11 protein-coding genes are annotated in these 17,764 nt (G+C 65.2%); 5 read left to right on the top strand and 6 right to left on the bottom strand.

Features of this window, described 5'->3' with window-relative positions; translation table 11 throughout:
• Nucleotides 1-9: 9 nt before the first annotated feature.
• Complete coding sequence (locus tag EWE75_RS02960; protein WP_130155206.1) at nucleotides 10-2,388, bottom strand: glycoside hydrolase family 127 protein; 2,379 nt, start codon at nucleotides 2,386-2,388, stop codon at nucleotides 10-12.
• A 69-nt stretch (nucleotides 2,389-2,457) separates the two neighbouring features.
• Between EWE75_RS02960 and EWE75_RS02965 the strand changes: the two genes are divergently transcribed.
• Nucleotides 2,458-4,194, top strand: a complete 1,737-nt coding sequence (locus tag EWE75_RS02965; RefSeq protein ID WP_130155207.1) for a DUF885 domain-containing protein — start codon at nucleotides 2,458-2,460, stop codon at nucleotides 4,192-4,194.
• Nucleotides 4,195-4,207: 13 nt separating this feature from the next.
• Here the strand turns inward: EWE75_RS02965 and EWE75_RS02970 are convergent, their stop codons facing one another.
• Both EWE75_RS02970 and EWE75_RS02975 read right to left on the bottom strand, forming a co-directional pair.
• Nucleotides 4,208-5,401: a M24 family metallopeptidase gene (locus tag EWE75_RS02970; protein WP_130155208.1), complete on the bottom strand. Its 1,194-nt coding sequence runs from the start codon at nucleotides 5,399-5,401 to the stop codon at nucleotides 4,208-4,210.
• Nucleotide 5,402: 1 nt separating this feature from the next.
• On the bottom strand, nucleotides 5,403-6,647 hold the full coding sequence (locus EWE75_RS02975; RefSeq protein WP_130155209.1) for an NAD(P)/FAD-dependent oxidoreductase: 1,245 nt from the start codon (nucleotides 6,645-6,647) through the stop codon (nucleotides 5,403-5,405).
• A gap of 175 nt (nucleotides 6,648-6,822) precedes the next feature.
• On the opposite strand from EWE75_RS02975, the gene EWE75_RS02980 reads away from it, so the two are divergent.
• Together EWE75_RS02980 and EWE75_RS02985 are read left to right on the top strand one after the other, a co-directional pair.
• Entirely contained in the window at nucleotides 6,823-7,467 is a 645-nt protein-coding gene (locus EWE75_RS02980; protein WP_130155210.1) for a GntR family transcriptional regulator, read from the top strand.
• Nucleotides 7,468-7,540: 73 nt separating this feature from the next.
• Nucleotides 7,541-9,829, top strand: coding sequence for a DPP IV N-terminal domain-containing protein (locus EWE75_RS02985; RefSeq protein ID WP_130155211.1), 2,289 nt, complete (start codon nucleotides 7,541-7,543; stop codon nucleotides 9,827-9,829).
• Here EWE75_RS02985 and EWE75_RS02990 read toward each other — a convergent pair.
• Genes EWE75_RS02990 through EWE75_RS03000 form a run of 3 tightly spaced genes read right to left on the bottom strand, consistent with a single transcriptional unit; the run spans nucleotide 9,826 to nucleotide 13,206 of the window.
• Nucleotides 9,826-11,250 carry an amino acid permease gene (locus EWE75_RS02990; protein ID WP_130155212.1) on the bottom strand — a complete coding sequence of 475 codons (1,425 nt, stop codon included), beginning with the start codon at nucleotides 11,248-11,250 and terminating at the stop codon, nucleotides 9,826-9,828. The genes EWE75_RS02985 and EWE75_RS02990 overlap by 4 nt on opposite strands.
• A 25-nt stretch (nucleotides 11,251-11,275) precedes the next feature.
• On the bottom strand, nucleotides 11,276-12,274 hold the full coding sequence (locus EWE75_RS02995; protein ID WP_130155213.1) for a 4-hydroxyproline epimerase: 999 nt from the start codon (nucleotides 12,272-12,274) through the stop codon (nucleotides 11,276-11,278).
• A gap of 8 nt (nucleotides 12,275-12,282) precedes the next feature.
• Nucleotides 12,283-13,206: a dihydrodipicolinate synthase family protein gene (locus tag EWE75_RS03000; RefSeq protein ID WP_130155214.1), complete on the bottom strand. Its 924-nt coding sequence runs from the start codon at nucleotides 13,204-13,206 to the stop codon at nucleotides 12,283-12,285.
• 220 nt (nucleotides 13,207-13,426) lie between these two features.
• Here EWE75_RS03000 and EWE75_RS03005 point away from each other — a divergent pair, with 220 nt between their 5' ends.
• Nucleotides 13,427-14,746 carry an oligogalacturonate lyase family protein gene (locus EWE75_RS03005; RefSeq protein WP_231708179.1) on the top strand — a complete coding sequence of 440 codons (1,320 nt, stop codon included), beginning with the start codon at nucleotides 13,427-13,429 and terminating at the stop codon, nucleotides 14,744-14,746.
• 50 nt (nucleotides 14,747-14,796) lie between these two features.
• On the top strand, nucleotides 14,797-17,748 hold the full coding sequence (locus EWE75_RS03010) for a TonB-dependent receptor (protein ID WP_165388249.1): 2,952 nt from the start codon (nucleotides 14,797-14,799) through the stop codon (nucleotides 17,746-17,748).
• Nucleotides 17,749-17,764 lie beyond the last annotated feature (16 nt).

Raw genomic sequence — 17,764 nt, forward strand, 5'->3', positions numbered from 1 at the left:
CTCAGGCCATCACTGCCGCGCGGTAAACAGCCGCACCCCGAACACCGGCCCGGCGGTATGCCCCTGATGCGGCTGGAAGCGCACCATGACACGCGCCTTGCCCCGCGTCAGCGCCTCGGGCACCGGATAGTCGATGTCGATGAACTGGCCGGGCTTCTGCGCCTCCAGCACTTGCGTCGCCACGACGGTGCCATCGACCACGATGTCGAACGCACGCTTGCGCTCGTCGCCCCAATAGGTCGCCTCCAGCACCAGCGGGCCGGGTTTCACCTTCATGCCGAACTGGAAGAAACCGCCGCTCCGCGCATCACGCCCGTTGCGCCCGCGATACACCACCGGGAAGGAGATGTCCGAGGTCAGCGCGTGGTCCCGCTCGGGCTGCATTTCGCCGAGATGCATGACATCGACCGATCGCGCGGTGAGATCGGCGAGGCGCGCCTGCTCGGCGGCGATCGCGATCTTTTGCGTCTCCCACTGCGCATCGGTGAAGCGTTTGAAATAGACCGCGCTGCGCCGGTCATAGCCGCGGTAGAAGGGCGCGAAGTCCATATCGCCCGGCCGGCCAAGCCCCTGCGTGCGATACACCGCAGGCGCCGCACCCGCCTTGAACCCGCCGAGAATATCGCTGCCGACCAGCGCAGGCGCGCCGCCATCGGCCAGCGGCTGCGCCGCCGGGCCGAGATCGGCGGCGAGCACCAGCGGACCGCGCAAAATTGCGATCGTGTCAGGGTCGTCCGGGGTAGATTCCGTGCGCAACTCCATTGGCAGCACCATCGCGAGTACATCGCCTGCCTGCCAGCGGCGGCGCACCACCGCATAGCCGGCGCTGCGCTCGGCTTCGACCGGCGTGCCGTTGACGGTCAGCGTGGCGGTCTTCGCCCAACCGGGCACGCGCATCGCGATCGTGAACACGCCGCCACGCTTCAGCGTCGACAGCGTCAGCCGCACCGCACCGTCATAGGGATAGGCGGTGGCAAGCTCGACATCCGCGCCCCTGCCCGCCCAATGCGCGCGCGAGGGGATGAACAGGTTCACGAGCAGAGCATCCTTGCCCTGCCAATAGATCGACTCGCCGTGCTTGGCATGGCTCTCCATTCCCGAACCGACGCAGCACCAGAAATCCTCGGTCGGCGAGGAGAAGTCGCGTTTGATGCCCGACATCAGCGGCGTCATGTAGGTGAACATGCCCGTCTTCGGGTCTTGCGCGGCAAGAATGTGGTTGAAGTGGGTGCGCTCGTAATAATCGAACATCGCGCCATCGGGCGCCCATGCGTAAAGCTGCCGGGTGAGCTTGAGCATGTTGTAGCTGTTGCAATGCTCGCACGTCTGTTCGGTCAGATGCTGCGAGATCGCATCGGGCGCGAAGAAATACTCGCGGTCGGCATTGCCGCCGATCACATAGCTGTGGTGATGCGTCACCGTGTTCCAGAAGTAGCGCGCCGCCGTGCCGGGCGCGGCGCGGCCGGTGAGGTCATGGATGCGCGCGAGGCCGATCAGCTTGGGGATCTGCGTGTTGGCGTGAATGTTGGGCAGATCGTCCTGTTGGCGTTCGAGCGGATCGAGCACGGCGTCGTCATGGAGTCGCTCAGCCACGCTCAGCCATTGCGGATCGCCGGTACGCGCCGAAAGCTCGGCATAGCTTTCGTTGAGGCCACCATATTCGCAGCCCAGCATCTTCTGCATCTGCGCCGCGTCGAGCGCCGCAAACACGCGCTGGAAATAGCGCGCCATGCCGACCGCAACGCCGAGCGCCTGCGCGTTGCCACACAACGCCTGCGCGTCGAGCAGCCCCGCGAAGGTCTTGTGGATGTTGTAAAGCGGTGACCAGGCACCGTTGAGATCGAACCCGCCCGAACGGATATCGCCCGTCATGATCTCGGGAAATATCTCCTCGCCATCGACCAAGGTACCGTCCTTGCGCTTGCGCAGCAGCCCGGCGACATAACCGGTGCCGCGCGCGGCCTGGCACTCGGCGAGTTCGGCGACGATATAATCGACGAGCCGCTTAGCCTCGATGTCACCGATCTGCGCGTGGATCAGCGCGAGCGCCGAGAGATAATGGCCGAGCGTGTGCCCGGCGATCGTATCGCCCTCCCAGCCGCCATACACCTTGCCCTTGGGCGCAAGTCCGGCGCCGGTACGGAAATTGTGCAGCAGACGATCGGGTTCGAGGGCGAGCAGGTAGCGGCGATTCGCCTCGACCGCGTCGAGGAACGGCGACGGCAGCAGTCGAACATCCTTCAAGGGCAACGGCTCGGGATGTGCAGGCAGCAGCGCGGCGCCAGCCGGCGCGGCGGCAAGCGCACGTCCGGTCCAGCCGCTCGCGAGCGCCAAGATGCCCGCGCCCGCCAGCCAGTCCCGCCGCGTACCAACAAGCTGCAACGTCATCCCGCTCTCCCTTGCGAATACGTAGAATACGTTATACGATCCATAAGACATTGCAAGGGCGGGGCATATATGCGGGTTCTCAAAAGCGGCGTGATGATGGTCGCGTCCGCTTCGGCGATCATGACAGCGCCCAGCGCCGTCGCGAAAGATACCGCCGATGCGCGCTTCAAGGCGATCTATACTGCCGAATGGACGTGGCGCCAGAACCAGAAGGCGGACGATGAGGACAGCGGCGACCATATCTCGGCGCACCTCCCCGATGTCGGACCGGCCGCGCAAGCCGAGCGCCTCAAGATGTGGACCGAGGTGACGGCGAAGCTCGCGACGATCGATCCCGCTCAGCTCACGCCGGAAAACCGTATCGACCTGCAAATCTACAGCAACCAGATCACCACCGCGCTCGCCGCGCTTCGCTACCGCGAGTATGAAAAGCCGCTCAACGCCGACACCAGTTTCTGGGGCAATGTCGTCGGCACAGCGCGGCAGAGCTTCAAGACCGAGCAGGATTATCGCAACTACCTGACCATGCTCGGCGAGATGCCGCGCTATTTCGCGCAGCAGATCGCCAACATGAAAGCGGGCGAAGCGCGCGGCTTCACGCCGCCGAAGATCACGCTCGTAGGCCGCGACGCGACCGTCACGCCGATCACCGACGCCAAGACGCCGCAGGACAATCCGTTCTACGCGCCGTTCAAGACGATGCCCGCTGTCATCCCCGCCGCCACGCAGGCGGCCCTACGCGCAGAGGCGGTCGCCGTCATCCAGAACGCCGTCGTGCCCGCGCACAAGAGCCTGCTCGCTTTCCTGCGCGACGACTATATCCCGCACGCGAAGACCAGCCTCGACGCCTATTCGCTGCCCGACGGCAAGGCCTATTACCAGTCCAAGATCAAGGAATTCACCACCCTCGATCTGACGCCCGCGCAAATCCACCGGATCGGGCTGGACGAGGTGGCCGGCATCCGCGCGCAGATGCTCGGGGTGATGAAGGAGGTCGATTTCAAAGGCGACCTGCCCGCTTTCCTCACCTATCTCCGCACCGATCCGCGCTTCTACGCCAAGACGCCGCAGGCGCTGCTCGATCGTGCCGCCTGGATCGCCAAGACGTTCGACGGCAAGGCGAAGGACTGGTTCGGGCATCTGCCGCGTAGCCGCTTCGCGATCATTCCCGTTCCCGCCGACATCGCGCCCATCTACACGGGCGGTCGCGGCGGGCCGGGCGTGTACCTCGTCAACACATACAATCTGCCGGCGCTGACGCTCCACGAAAGCGCGCCCGGCCACGCCTTCCAGATGCCGCTCGCCGCCGAGAACAAGGATTTGCCACCGTTCCGCCAGCAATCCTACATCTCGGCTTACGGCGAAGGTTGGGCGTTGTATTGCGAGAAACTCGGCGTCGAAATGGGCATCTACGACACGCCCTATGATCGCTTCGGCATGCTGAGCTACCAGATGTGGCGCGCCGCGCGCCTCGTAGTCGATACCGGCATTCACTCGATGGGTTGGACGCGCGCGCAGGCGCAGGCCTATCTTCACGACAACACCGCGCTCGCCGATCACGAAATCGAGACTGAAGTCGATCGCTACATAGCTTGGCCGGGGCAGGCCTTGTCCTATTACCTCGGCGAAAAGGCGATCGTCGATGCGCGCGCCAAAGCCGAAAAGGCGCTGGGGCCGAAGTTCAACATCCGCGCCTTCCACGACACCGTGCTCCAGCTCGGATCGGTGCCGCTGCCGGTGCTGCAAGCGCGGGTCGATCGCTTCATCGCCGAGGGTGGCAAGGGACCGTACCCCGACGAGGAATAAGCCGGCGCGGCGATCAGTCGAACGGCCGGTCGATCGCCGGCTGCGGTTGCGTGAACCAGCGCGGGCCGGTGTCGGTCATGTAGAAATGGTCCTCCAGCCGCACGCCGAAACGATCGGGCACGACGATCATCGGCTCGTTGGAGAAGCACATGCCCGCTTCCAGCGGCGTGCGGTCGCCGCGCACCAGATAGGCCGGTTCGTGGATCGACAGGCCGATGCCGTGGCCGGTACGGTGCGGCAGGCCGGGCAGGCGATAGTCCGGGCCAAGTCCCGCCGCTTCCAGCACCGCGCGCGCGGCATAGTCGACGCTCTCGCACGGCGCGCCCGGCACCGCTGCGGCGAAAGCAGCCGCCTGCGCCGCCTTTTCGATATCCCAGATCGCACGCACCTCGCTGCCCGGTTCGCCGAACGCATAGGTGCGCGTGATGTCGGAGTGATAGCCCTCGATCGTGCAGCCGGTGTCGATCAGCACGAGTTGCCCGTCCTCAAGGCGTTGCTCGCCGGGCAGGCCGTGCGGGAAGGCGGTGGCGCGGCCGAACTGAACGATGCAGAAGCTGTAGCCCGACGCGCCCATTGCGCGGTGCGCCTCGTCGATGAAGCGCTTGACCTCGGAACTGGTGATGCCCGGCGCGAGGATACGCGCGGCGCGGCGATGCACGTCTAGCGTCATATCCTTCGCCTGCTGCATCAGCGCGATCTCGGCGGGCGACTTGCGCATCCGGCACCCGTCGATCGCCGGCGCGCCATCGACCAGCGCAATGAACGGCGCCGCGCGGCGCAACCTTTCCGACATCTGGAACGGCAGCGCCGGATCGATCGCGAGCGTGCGCGCGCCCAAACCCGCCAGCGCATCGGCGACAAGCGCGTGCGGGTTCGCATCCTCCTCCCACAGGCGGATATCCACGTCGATCAGCAGGTCCGCCTGCAACGATCCCAGTTCGAAATTCGGGCAGATCATCACCGGCTCCCCGCGTACCGGCAGTACCATCGCCACCAGCCGCTCGGTCGCTCCCCAGGGAACGCCCGCGAAATAGCGCAGCGACGCACCCGCGCTGATCAGCAACGCGTCGGCCCCCATGCCCTCGGTCAGCGCGCGCGCGCGCTCGATCCGGGCGAGCCGCTCGGCCCTGTCGATCGCGGGCGCCGTCGCGGTCCAGGGGCGGATGGCGGCGAGTTCGGCTGCGGCGGTGGAGCCTCCGATGGTCATGTCATGCCTTTCTGGCGAAGCGATCGAGATCGAACGCGGTGATGTCGAACGGTAGCGCCTCGTGCGCCACCAGCGCCCCGACGATCTCGGCGGTGATCGGCGCGAGCGTCAACCCGAGATGCTGATGTCCGAACGCATAGACCAGATTGTCGGCCGATCCGCTCCGGCCGATCGCGGGCAGATAATCGGGAAAAGTCGGGCGCGATCCCATCCATCGATCGAACGGCCCACGCATCGGCAGGCCGAGTTCGGCGATGTGGCGTTCAAGCCGCTCCCACTTGGCCGGATCGGGCGGCGCGTCGGGATCGCCGATCTCGACGAAGCTCGCCACCTGCACGCAATCGCGATAGCGCGTGACGATCATCGAGCGATCCTCGAACACCACCGGCGGCAACCCGGCAGGCCAGTCGTGATCGCGGGACCGCAGATGATAGCCACGCTCGGCGACGATCGGCGCGCGGTGGCCGAGCGGCGCGATGAGCGACCCCGAGCGCACGCCGGCGGCCAGCACGATATGATCGGGCACCGTCACCGCGCCACCGTCGATCGACACTCCTGCCCGCCCGGCGACGCGCGACAGATGCGCGCGACCCCGCACGATCCGCCCGCCGGCCCGTTCGAACGCACCCTCAAGCGCATCCGCCAGCCGCCCCAGATCCGCGACCGAGCCGGTGTTGGTAAAGCGGATCGCTCCGGCCGGCGCAGTGCCGACCAATGCCGCCAATTCCTGCCCTTCAGCCGCGTCGATGTCGCGAAACGATGCGGTGCCGGTGTCCGCCGCCGCCCACGCCGCCCGGCCCGCTCGCGCCGCCGTCGGCGATTCCCAGACCACGAAATGCCCGTGGTCGCGCAGGATATTGCCGGGCAGGTCGGCGGCAAGCCGAAGCCACGCCGGCATCGCCTGCCCCACCAGCATCGACAAAGCCTCCTTGCCGGATTCGAAACGGCGCAGCCGCGCCGCGCTGAGCATCCGCCACGCGAAGGGCAGCGACGCTCGCCACTGCCCGCGCGGCAACGCGAGCGCGCCGCCCCGCCAGAACAGCCGCTTCGGCGCAGACCGGATCGCCGCGCGCGAGGCCAGCGGCTCGACCTGCTCGATCGCGATATGTCCGGCATTGCCCCAGGACGCGGCAGTGCGCCCGGGATCGGCATCGCCCAGCGTCACGTCGATTCCGCGCCGCGCCAGCGCCAACGCGCTCGCCAGTCCCACGACACCGCCGCCAATGATGATCGCCTTTTCGCCCATGTCCCACCTTGATGATCGGGCGGCCCTATCGTATACGATATATGTAGACAATCAGCGGCGGCGCCATGTTCCAGAAAAGTTTCTGCTCAGGATCGGCAGTCTGGAATGTTTACCGCTTGGTACATGCCGTCGGATCGGGGCACAGTCGGATCGATCCTGTGGAGCCCCTTTCCCGATGAGCATTGTCGTCCGCAACCTGTCTGAGCAAATTTTCAACATCGTCCGTGAACAGATCGTGTCCGGCAAGCTGCCCGTAGAGCGGCCGATCCGGCAGGATGCGATGGCCAACGAACTCGGCGTCAGCAAGATACCGCTACGCGAGGCGCTGGCGCGGCTGGAGCAGGAAGGGCTGCTGGTCAGCCAGGCCAATCGCGGTTTCTTCGTGCGCCAGATGTCGGCGAGCGAGGCCGAGGAGATTTTCGCGCTGCGCCTCGCGATCGAGCCGCAGGCGCTCGCCGCCGCAGCGATGGACGCGAGCGAGGAGGAGCAGCAGGACGCGCGCGATGCGCTGGCCGCGCTCGACCTCGCCGCAGTCGATCACCTTGACGATGTCGCCGCGCGCAACCGGGATTTCCACATGACGCTGGTCCGCCCCGGCCGCCGACTGCTGACGACCCAGTTGATCGAACGCTTGCATGTGATGTCGGAGCGCTACGTCCACAAGCATCTCGAACCGGCTGGCCGCGAGCACCGCGCCCATCTCGAACATCAGATTCTGCTTGAAGCCTGGACCACGCGCAACGCCGAGCGCGCCAAGGCGCTGGCCGCCGAGCATATCAACGGCACGCTGAGCGATCTTCGCCGGCAATTAAGCTGGTGATTCACGGGCCAGCTCCGAACCGACCCGGCTGACCACGCTGGCGGCACGACCTTTTTCGACCAAGGACATTGCGATGATCGACTCCTGCGTGAGGGCATCCGTGCTCGCGTTCGCGCTTCTGTGCTTGCCGACCAGCCTGAACGCGGCGCCCGATGCCGCCGCGTTCACCCGTTCGATCGGGCTGCGCGAGCAGTGGCAGTATTTGACGCGAGAGGTCGCGTGGCCGGCGCACTGGACACCCGATGGCACCCGCTTTTCCTACCGAAAGACGGTCGAAGGCGGCTTCGCCTTCGAGACCGTGGACGCACGCACACTCGCCAAGTCGCCGGCGTTCGATCACGCGAAGATGGCGCAGGGCCTTGCCGCCGCGCTCGGCCATCCGGTCGATCCGCTGCGGCTGCCCTTCTCGGCGTTCGACTATAGTGAGGACGGCAAGGCAATCCGCTTCCAGATCGAAGACGCGGCGTGGCGCTGCGGACTCGACGGACAGGGCTGCGGAATCGAACCGGACTATCGCCGCCCACGCGGCTTCGGTGTCGTCCGCGATCTCTCGGTGCCCGCCGACAATCGCCCTGTCCTGTCCCCTGACGGCCAATGGCAAGCGCTGGTCGAGGACAACCAACTCGTCGTTCGCAAGCCGGGCAGTAAAGAGTCGGTTCGCCTCAGCCGCGACGGATCGGCGGGCGACTTCTACGATCCCGAGACGTTGGTCTGGTCGCCCGACAGCCGCCACATCATGATCTATCGCGTCCGTCCCGGCTATGCGCGCCGCGTGCTGCGCGTCGAGGCCGCGCCCGCCGGGCAGCTCCAGCCGGCGCTGCGCAGCCAGCTCTATCCCAAGCCCGGCGACCCGGTCGATCAGGAGCAGCCCGTGTTGTTCGATGTCGCCACCCGGCGCGGGATGGTGATCGATACCGCCCTGTTCCCAAACCCTTACGAGCTATCCCAGCCACGCTGGCGCAAGGACGGGCGCAGCGTGGAGTTCGACTATGTTCGGCGCGGCTTCCAGCAAGCGCGCGTCATCGCCGTCGATGCCGAGACCGGAACGCCGCACGCGGCCGTGACCGAGGATGCCGCGACCTCCGTCTATGCGGATCGCCGCTTCGCGCAGGATGTCGGCGGACTGGGTAACGAGATCCTCTGGGCGTCGGAACGCGACGGCTGGAACCATTTGTACCTGGTCGATGGCCGCACCGGCCGGGTGAAAACCAAAATCACGCATGGCGATTGGGTGGTGCGCGACGTCGTCAAGGTCGATGATGCCAAACGCCAAATCTGGTTTTCCGCAAGTGGGATGAACCCCGGCGAAGACCCCTATTTCCGGCATTATTACCGGATCGACTTCGATGGCCGACACCTGACCGCGCTGACGCCGGCGCGCGCCGACCATGATGTCGCCTTCTCGCCCGACATGACTCTGTACGTCGATACCTATTCGCGCGTCGATCTGCCCAATATCTCCGAACTGCACCGCGCTACCGATGGCGCGCTGGTCGCTACCATCACCAAAGGCGACGATACCAGGCTCGTCGCCGCCGGTTTCCGCCCGCCCGAGGTGTTCACCGCCAAGGGCCGCGACGGACGCACCGATATCTGGGGCGTCGTGGTCCGCCCGCGCGACTATGATCCCGGCAAGACCTACCCGGTGATCGAGAACATCTACGCCGGCCCGCACGACAGCTTCGTGCCAAAGGGCTTCTGGCCGTTCGGCTATCATTCGGGCGGCGACAAGGTGATCGGGATGCAGGCGCAGGCCGATCTCGGTTTCATCGTCGTACAGATCGACGGCATGGGCACCGCCAACCGATCAAAGGCGTTTCAAGACGTCGCGTGGAAGAACCTCGCCGATTCCGGCTTCCCCGATCGTATCGCCTGGCACCGCGCGATGGCCGCGCGCGACCCGTCCTATGATATCAGCCGGGTCGGCATCTACGGCGCCTCGGCGGGCGGACAAAGCACGCTCAACGCGCTGCTGTTCCACAGCGATTTCTACAAGGCCGGGGTCGCCTACGCCGGCTGCTACGACAATCGCATGGACAAGATCAGTTGGAACGAACAGTGGCTCGGCTGGCCGGTCGACCAGAGCTACGCCGCCGCCTCGGGCGTCGATAATGCCTGGCGGCTGACCGGCAAGCTGCTGATGATCGTCGGCGAGCAGGACAGCAATGTCGACCCTGCCTCGACGATGCAGGTCGCCGATGCGCTCATCAAGGCCAACAAGGATTTCGAATTGCTGGTGGTGCCCGGCGGCGAACATTCGGTCGGCCGCTCGACCGGCCCGATCGATTATGTCGCGCGCCGTCAGTTCGGCTTCTTCGTCCGCGCCCTGACCGGCGCGCCGACGCCGGACTGGAACCGCTAGACGCGCACCGCCTTCATGCGCCCGAGCAGGCTATGCGAACGGCCATATGCGAAATAGGCGCCCAGCCCGATCAGGTTCCAGATCGCGAAGCGCACCAGCGTCTTCTCGGGCAGCGAGAAGAGCAGATAGACGCACCCGAGGATCGCCGCGGTGCCGACCAGATACGGCTGCGGGCAGCGGAACACGCGGCGCACCTCGGGCGCGCGGCGGCGCAGGATCATCATGCACGCGCCGACCGCGATGAAGGCGATCAGCGTGCCTGCATTGGCGAGTTCGGCGATCTCGTCGAGCCGGAAAAAGCCCGCCACCGCCGCGACGAAGATGCCGGTCATGCCCGTCACCGCGACGGGTGATCCGGTCCGCTTCGACACCTTGGCCAAGGCGCGCGGCAACAGCCCGTCGCGCGCCATCACGAAGAAGATCCGGCTCTGCCCGTACATCATCACCAGGATGACCGACGGCAGCGCGACCAACGCCGCGCCCGCGATCGCCCAGGATGCGAACGGATGCCCGAGCGTGCGCAACACCAGCGCCAGCGGCTCGGCTGACTGGCCGAGCGCGGTGAACGGCATCGCCCCGATCGCGGCAATCGCGACGAGCACGTAGATGATCGTACACAAAGCCATCGATCCGATGATGCCGATCGTCAGATCGCGCCCCGGATTGCGCGCTTCCTCGGCAGAGGTCGCCACCGCGTCGAAGCCATAAAAGGCGAAGAACACGATCGCGGCGGCGGCCATCACGCCGCGCGTGCTGCCGCCCTCGACGTGGCTGGCGAAACCATAAGGCATGAAGGGGTGGAGGTTCTGCGCATCGAACGCAGGGATCGCCAGGATCACGAACGCGGCCAGCGCGACCAGCTTGATGACGACCAGGAAGATGTTGAACGTCGCGCTCTCGCGCGTCCCCGCCATCAACATGCCCGCGATGCCGAGCGACACGGCCACCGCCGGCAGGTTGATGATGCCCCCGGCATGCGGGCCGTTGAGGATCACGGCGGGCAGATGCACCCCGACCGCACTCAGCCAGCCGACCAGATAGCCCGACCAGCCAACCGCCACCGTGGAACAGGCCAGCGAATATTCGAGGATCAGGCTCCACCCCACCACCCAGGCGAGCGTCTCGCCCATCACCGAATAGGTATAGGTATAGGCGCTGCCGGCGGTCGGGATCATCGTGGCGAGTTCGGCATAAGCGAGCGCGGCGCACGCGCACACCGCACCGGCGATGGCGAAGGCGAGGATCACCGCCGGCCCGGCGCGCTCTGCGCCCACGCCGGTCAGCGTGTAAATGCCGGTGCCGACGATCGCGCCAACACCGAGCGCGATCAGGTGCGGCCAGGACAAGGTCGGCTTCAGACGATGGGCGGCATCCGGGTCGCTACTGCGTGCAATCGGCTTGATCGGCCCCAGAAAATTCATTTAGCCACCCTTTGTTGTCACGAACTCAAACCACCGAGAAGCCCGCCCAGAAGCGATCCTCGCGGTCGATCCAGACCGTGTTGAAGCCGGTCGCGATCGCCGATCCCTCGATCGAGGGGATAATGCCCGCTACACCGCCGACGTCCACCCTTTCCTCGACACGCCCGATGAAGCGGCTGCCGATGTAGCTTTCGTGGACGAAGCGCTCGCCGACCTGCAACTTGCCCTGATGGACGAGATGCGCCAGCCGCGCCGATGTGCCCGTCCCGCACGGGCTGCGATCGATCGCGCGCTCGCCGTAGAACACCGCGTTACGGCCATCCGCGCCTTCGCCTTTGGGCACGTCGGCCCACAGCACATGGCTGACGCCGCGAATGCGCTCGTCGAGCGGATGCACCGGCTCGAACGCTTCCTGCATCAGGCTGCGCACCGTGCGACTGAGTTCGACGATGCGCGATGCACCGAGATCGTCCAGCCCGGTGTAAGCGCCCTGCGGTTCGACGATCGCATAATAATTGCCGCCGTAGGACACATCGACGCTGAGCGGGCCGAAACCCGGCACGTCGATCGCGATCCCCGTCGCGGCGACATAGGCGGGCACGTTGCGGATGCGGACCCATTGGACGCGACCACCCTCCTCGCCATAGGCGATGTCGATCACGCCGGCGGGCACCTCGATCCGCAGCCTGCCCGGTTCGCGCGGGGTTATCAGGCCATGCTCCAGCCCGAACGTGACCATCCCGATCGTACCGTGCCCGCACATCGGCAGGCATCCCGACGTCTCGATGAACAGGATGCCGCAATCGGCATCGTCACGCGTCGGCGGATACAGGAACCCGCCCGACATCATATCATGGCCGCGCGGCTCGAAGCACAGGCCGGTGCGTATCCAGTCGAACCGCGCGAGGAAATCCGCGCGCCGCTCGATCATACTGGCGCCGCGCAACAGCGGTGCCCCGCCTGCCACGAGGCGGACCGGATTGCCCGCCGTGTGGCCGTCGATGCAGAAGAAGGTGTGCCGCATCGATCGGCTCAGGCCGCCTTCGCCATCTGCTTGCTCGGCTGAGTCGCCGCCGCCTGCTCAACCCAGGCGATCACGTCCTTGCGGCGCTGTCCGGCGAGCGGAAGGCGCGGCATCCGCACGCGCTCGCTGCCACGGCCCATGATCTGCTCAGCGAGCTTGATCGACTGGACGAGATCATGCTCGGCATCGAGGTGAAGCAGCGGCATGAACCAGCGATAGATCGCGCGAGCCTCTTCCCACTTGCCCTCGTTCACCGCAGCGACGAGCCGAACCGATTCGACCGGGAAGGCGCTGGTAAGGCCCGACACCCAGCCCGACGCGCCGAGCAACAGCCCTTCGAGCGCGATATCATCAAGCCCGGCCATGACCTCGTAGCGGGTGCCGAAGCGGTTGATGACGTCGGTGAAACGGCGCGGATCGGGTGCGCTTTCCTTGACCGCGACGATGTTCGATACGTCGGACAAGCCTTCCAGCGTCTCGAAATCGATGCTGACGCGGTACGCCGGCGGATTGTTGTAGAGCATGATCGGCAGCGACGTCGCCTCGGCCACGGCGCGGAAATGCGCCTGGAGTTCGGCTGCGGTCGGCACATAGACCATCGCCGGCAGCAGCATCAGCGCATCGACACCGATCGCCTCGGCATCCTTGGCATATTGAATCGCGCGCGCCGTGGTGAGCTCGGAAACGCCCGCGACCAGCGGCACGCGACCGCCGACCGCCTCGACCCCGCCGCGCAGGACGGTGCGCTTCTCATCAGGTTCGAGCGAATTGTTCTCGCCGCACGTCCCCAGCAGGATCAACCCGTCGACACCGTCCTCGACGAGCGCGGACTGGATGCGCTGTGTCTCGTCGAGATCAATCGAAAGATCTTCGGCGAACTGCGTCGTCGCTGCGGGGTAGACACCTTTCCACAGCGTTGGCGAAACGGTCATAAAGCACGGCCTCCAAAAATATCTAATTTCGTATACTATATTATTTTAGCGAAGCAATCGCTTATTGTAACGGACTGCCTTGCCCGCGCGGTTGCTGCAACCTGCGCTTGCTCGCGGCGAAGGCACACGCACCGACCGGCATTCTTCCGATTGACAGCGTGATAACCCATAATATAATAGTTGGTGCCATAATATGAGATTGTAACAGAGAGAGGACGGCGTGATTAACGCTTCTCATCGCACCCTGATCGCAGCCGTACTGATGATGACACCGGTTAGCGCGTACACGCAGAGCGTGCCGCGCGATTGGGTCGATCCCGCCACCGGGCATCGCATCGTGCGCCTCTCAGACGAGCCCGGCAGTTCGAGCCTCTATTTCAATTTCAACGGCTACACGCCGCAGGGCGACCAACTGGTGATCTCGACGCCGAAAGGCATCGCCAAGGTCGATCTCAAGACCCACAAGCTGACGACGATCGTCGCCATCGCGACGCCGTTCCGGCTGCTGTTCGTCGGGCATCGCACCCGCACCGCTTTCTACCAGACGCAGGCCGCTGACGGCACAGGTGCGAAGACGATCTTCGCCGCCGATGTCGACAGCGGCAAGACCCGCAAGATCGCGACGATCGAACGCGGGGATATCCAGACGATCAACTCGGACGAAACGCTTCTCGCCGGCGTCGATACCGATCCCGCAGCGGCCAACGGCGCGCTCGCCGTGTTCCAGAAGCGCGATGCCCGCTTCGACCAGTCCGAATACAAGGCCACCGGCGCCGACGGCAAACCCCTCCCCTATGCCGAGGCGAAGGAGGTGCGGATGAACGAGCGCCTCGAAGCCAAGATCCCGATGGAGATGTTCACCGTCGATGCCCGCACCGGCGAGAAGCGAGTCATCCACCGCGCCACCGACTGGCTCAACCACCTGCAATTCTCCCCGACCGATCCCAAGCTGTTGATGTTCTGCCACGAAGGGCCGTGGCACAAGGTCGATCGGCTGTGGCTGATGCGGCTCGACCATCCCGAGACGCCGCCGGTCAACCTTCACCAGCGCACGATGAACATGGAAATCGCCGGCCACGAATGGTTCGCCCAGGACGGCAAGACGATCTGGTATGATCTGCAAACCCCGCGCGGCGAGGATTTCTGGGTCGCCGGCTACGACATCGCGACCGGCGCGCGCACCCGCTACCACCTCCAGCGCAACGAATGGTCGGTGCATTTCCACAGCGCGCCCGACGGCAGCGTCTTCTCCGGCGACGGCGGTGACCCCGAGATGGTCGCGCACGCCCCGGACGGGAAGTGGCTCTACCTGTTCACGCCGCACGGCATTCCCGACGTGGCCGGCATCCATGCGCCGGGCGCGGCGTCGCTCATCAAGCCGGGCTATTTCACCGCCGAGAAGCTCGTGAACATGGCCGGCCAAGATTACCGGCTCGAACCCAACGGCAACTTCACGCCCAACGGCAAATGGATCGTGTTCCGATCCAACATGTACGGCGGCACGCAAGTCTATGCCGTGGAGGTCGCCAAGTCCCGCTGAGGCGGCGCCAGCGAACACCGACAAAATCAAAAAATCGAGGGAGTGGAAGTATGACGAACTTTTTCGCAACGCGGCACCGACTGGGCACCCGCACGTCGAGCCTCGCGCTGATGGGCCTGTTGGCGATGCCGACCGCAGCGATCGCCCAGCAGGCGCCCGCGACGCCGCCCGCCGCACAGCCGCAGGATTCCACCGCCGACACGCAGACCGAGGACATCGTCGTCACCGGCTTCCGCCAGAGCCTCCGCTCGGCGCTCAACGTCAAGAAGCAAGCGACCGGCGTGGTCGACGGGATCAACGCCTCCGACATCGCCTCCTTCCCCGATGCCAACCTCGCCGATTCTCTCCAGCGCATCCCCGGCATCTCGATCGAACGCGACGGCGGCGAAGGGCGCCAGATCACCGTGCGCGGCCTCTCCGGCGATTTCAGCCGGACCCGGCTGAACGGGCTTGAATCGACGATCGCGACCACCGGCTCGACGCTTGGCGCGGGCATCAACAAGGGCCGCAGCTTCGATTACAGCGTGCTCGCGTCCGAACTGTTCAACTCGATCGTGGTGCGCAAAACCCAGTCGGCCGAGATCGACGAAGGCTCGCTCGGCGCGACGGTCGATCTTCAGACCGCGCGGCCGCTGGATTTGCCCGGCTTCCAGGCGGCGATTTCGGCGCAGACCGCGTATTACGATATCAACAAGAGCTTCGCGCCGCGCCTCGCCGGTTCGGTCAGCAAGACCTTCGCTGACGGTCGCATCGGCATCATGCTCTCCGGGGCGTACAGCAAGCGCAACGTCCAGGAGGACGCCTATTCGAACACCGTGCTCGCCGATTTCGGGGACGTGAACGGCGGCTTCTGCCCGATCGTACCCAATACGCCCGTCACGCCGGTCGATCCGCTGGTCGGCAGCAAGCCCGTCACCAATCCGTGCATTCCCGCGCCCGGCCAATTCCCCGGCTCGACCCCGTCAGCGTACAACACCGTCAATCGGCCCAACGTATTCGTGCCCAAGCTGCCCGGTTACGGTCGCTTCGTGAACAAGGAGGAGCGGATGGGCTTCGCCGGCACGTTGCAGGCCAAGCCGACCGATACCACGCTCATCACCATCGACGGCGTGTTCGCGCGCTATAAACAACGTCAGAACGATCTCGCCACCAACCCGATCAGCCTCAACCGCGCCAACGGCACCGCGACCGCAGGGCTAACCGCCGCGCAACTCACTGGCCGCCCGAACATGAAGATCCGCGACGCGCAGGTCGATGCGAACGGCCAGCTCGTCTACGGCGTGTTCGACGATGTCGATTTCAGCGTCACCAACAGCGAGAACCGATCGACCACAACCTTCTATCAGGCCGGTATCAACATCGACCAGAAGATCGGCGATACGGTCGATCTGCATCTGCAATACGGGCAGAGCCAGTCGATCTTCGACAATCCCTATTCCCGCCTCGTCACGTTCAGCCGCTTCGACAGCGACGGCTTCGTCTACGATGCGCGGACCAGCCCGACCCGGCCGATCCTCAGCTACGGGTTCGACGCGACCAACCCGAACAACTGGCAGTTCCTCAACGGCTACGACAACATTCGCGAGTTCACCAACAAGGTGACCAACCGGCTGCACACCGCGAAGGGCGACCTCAAGTGGCAGGTCAACGACCAGTTCACGGTCAAGGTCGGCGGCGCGTACAAGCGTTTCAACTTCATCTCGGCGCGACAGCAGCGCATCGCCTCGACCACGACGATCCCGACGCTCGGCTCGGCGGGGCTGACGATCGGCGATGTCAGCACGGCGCCGATCAGCATCAACACGATCGGCCTGCCGAACGGCGCAACGTCGAGCTTTGTCGTGCCGAATATCGGCAAGATCATGGATGCGTTCGGGGTCGATTGTTACTGCGTCAACCAATATGGCGATTTCCGTCTGGGAAGCCTCGGCACCGGCGCGCAGGGCGACAATCGCTCGGTCCAGGAAGAGGATGTCAGCCCGTACCTTCAGTTCGATTTCAACATGGATCTCGGCAGCATGGCGCTGCGCGGCGACGCCGGCATCCGTTACGCGCACACGCATCAATATTCGGAAGGCTTCGTTGGCATCGGCACCCCGGTCAACTTCACCCGAAACTACGAAGACTGGCTGCCGGCGTTGAACCTCGCGCTCGACATCACGCCAAAGCTGACCGCGCGCTTCGCGGCAGCCAAGGTGATGTCACGCCCGTCGCTCAGCTTCCTGACACCGGGCGGGTCGATCTCGACCGCCAACCCGCCCTTCTCGGCAACGGTCGGCAATCCGCAGCTCGATCCGTATCGCGCCACCAATCTCGACGCATCGATCGAATGGTATTTCCAGCCCGGCGCGCTGCTCTCGGTGGCCTATTTCCACAAGGACGTATCGAGCTTCGTCCAGCAGATCAGCTCGATCACGACCTATGCGGCGGCCGGCCTCCCGCTCGAACTGCTCACCCCGTCGCAAGACCCGAACACCACCACCACCATCACCTCCTACGCCAATTCGGCGGGCGGCAAGATCGACGGGGTCGAGGTGCAGTATCAGCAGCCGTTCACCTTCCTGCCGGGCTTCCTCAAGCATTTCGGCACGATCCTCAACTATACGCACATCAAATCGAACATCAGCTACATCCTGACCACCAATGCCGCCGGGCCGACGTTCATCAGGCCGCTGACCAACGTCTCGCCGAATTCGGCGAATGCGACGCTGTATTACGAGGATGCGAAATTCTCGATCCGCGGTTCGCTCGCCTATCGTGACGAATATCTGCGCACGGTGCCGCTGCGCGCGGGCTATGCGGATACGACCGGTTCGTATTCGAGCACCAACTTCGACATGTCGGCCTCCTACAAGCTGACCCCGCATGTCACGCTGACGGTAGATGCGATCAACCTCACCAACCAGCCGACCAGCTATTGGGACGGCGAGGATCGCCGCGACCAGCAGATCTACAGTTCCACCGGACGCCAGTTCTTCTTCGGCGCGCGCTACAAGTTCTGATCGACCGGCACAGGCG

It is taken from the genome of Sphingomonas populi, from assembly GCF_004208535.1.
Lineage (GTDB): Bacteria > Pseudomonadota > Alphaproteobacteria > Sphingomonadales > Sphingomonadaceae > Sphingomonas > Sphingomonas populi.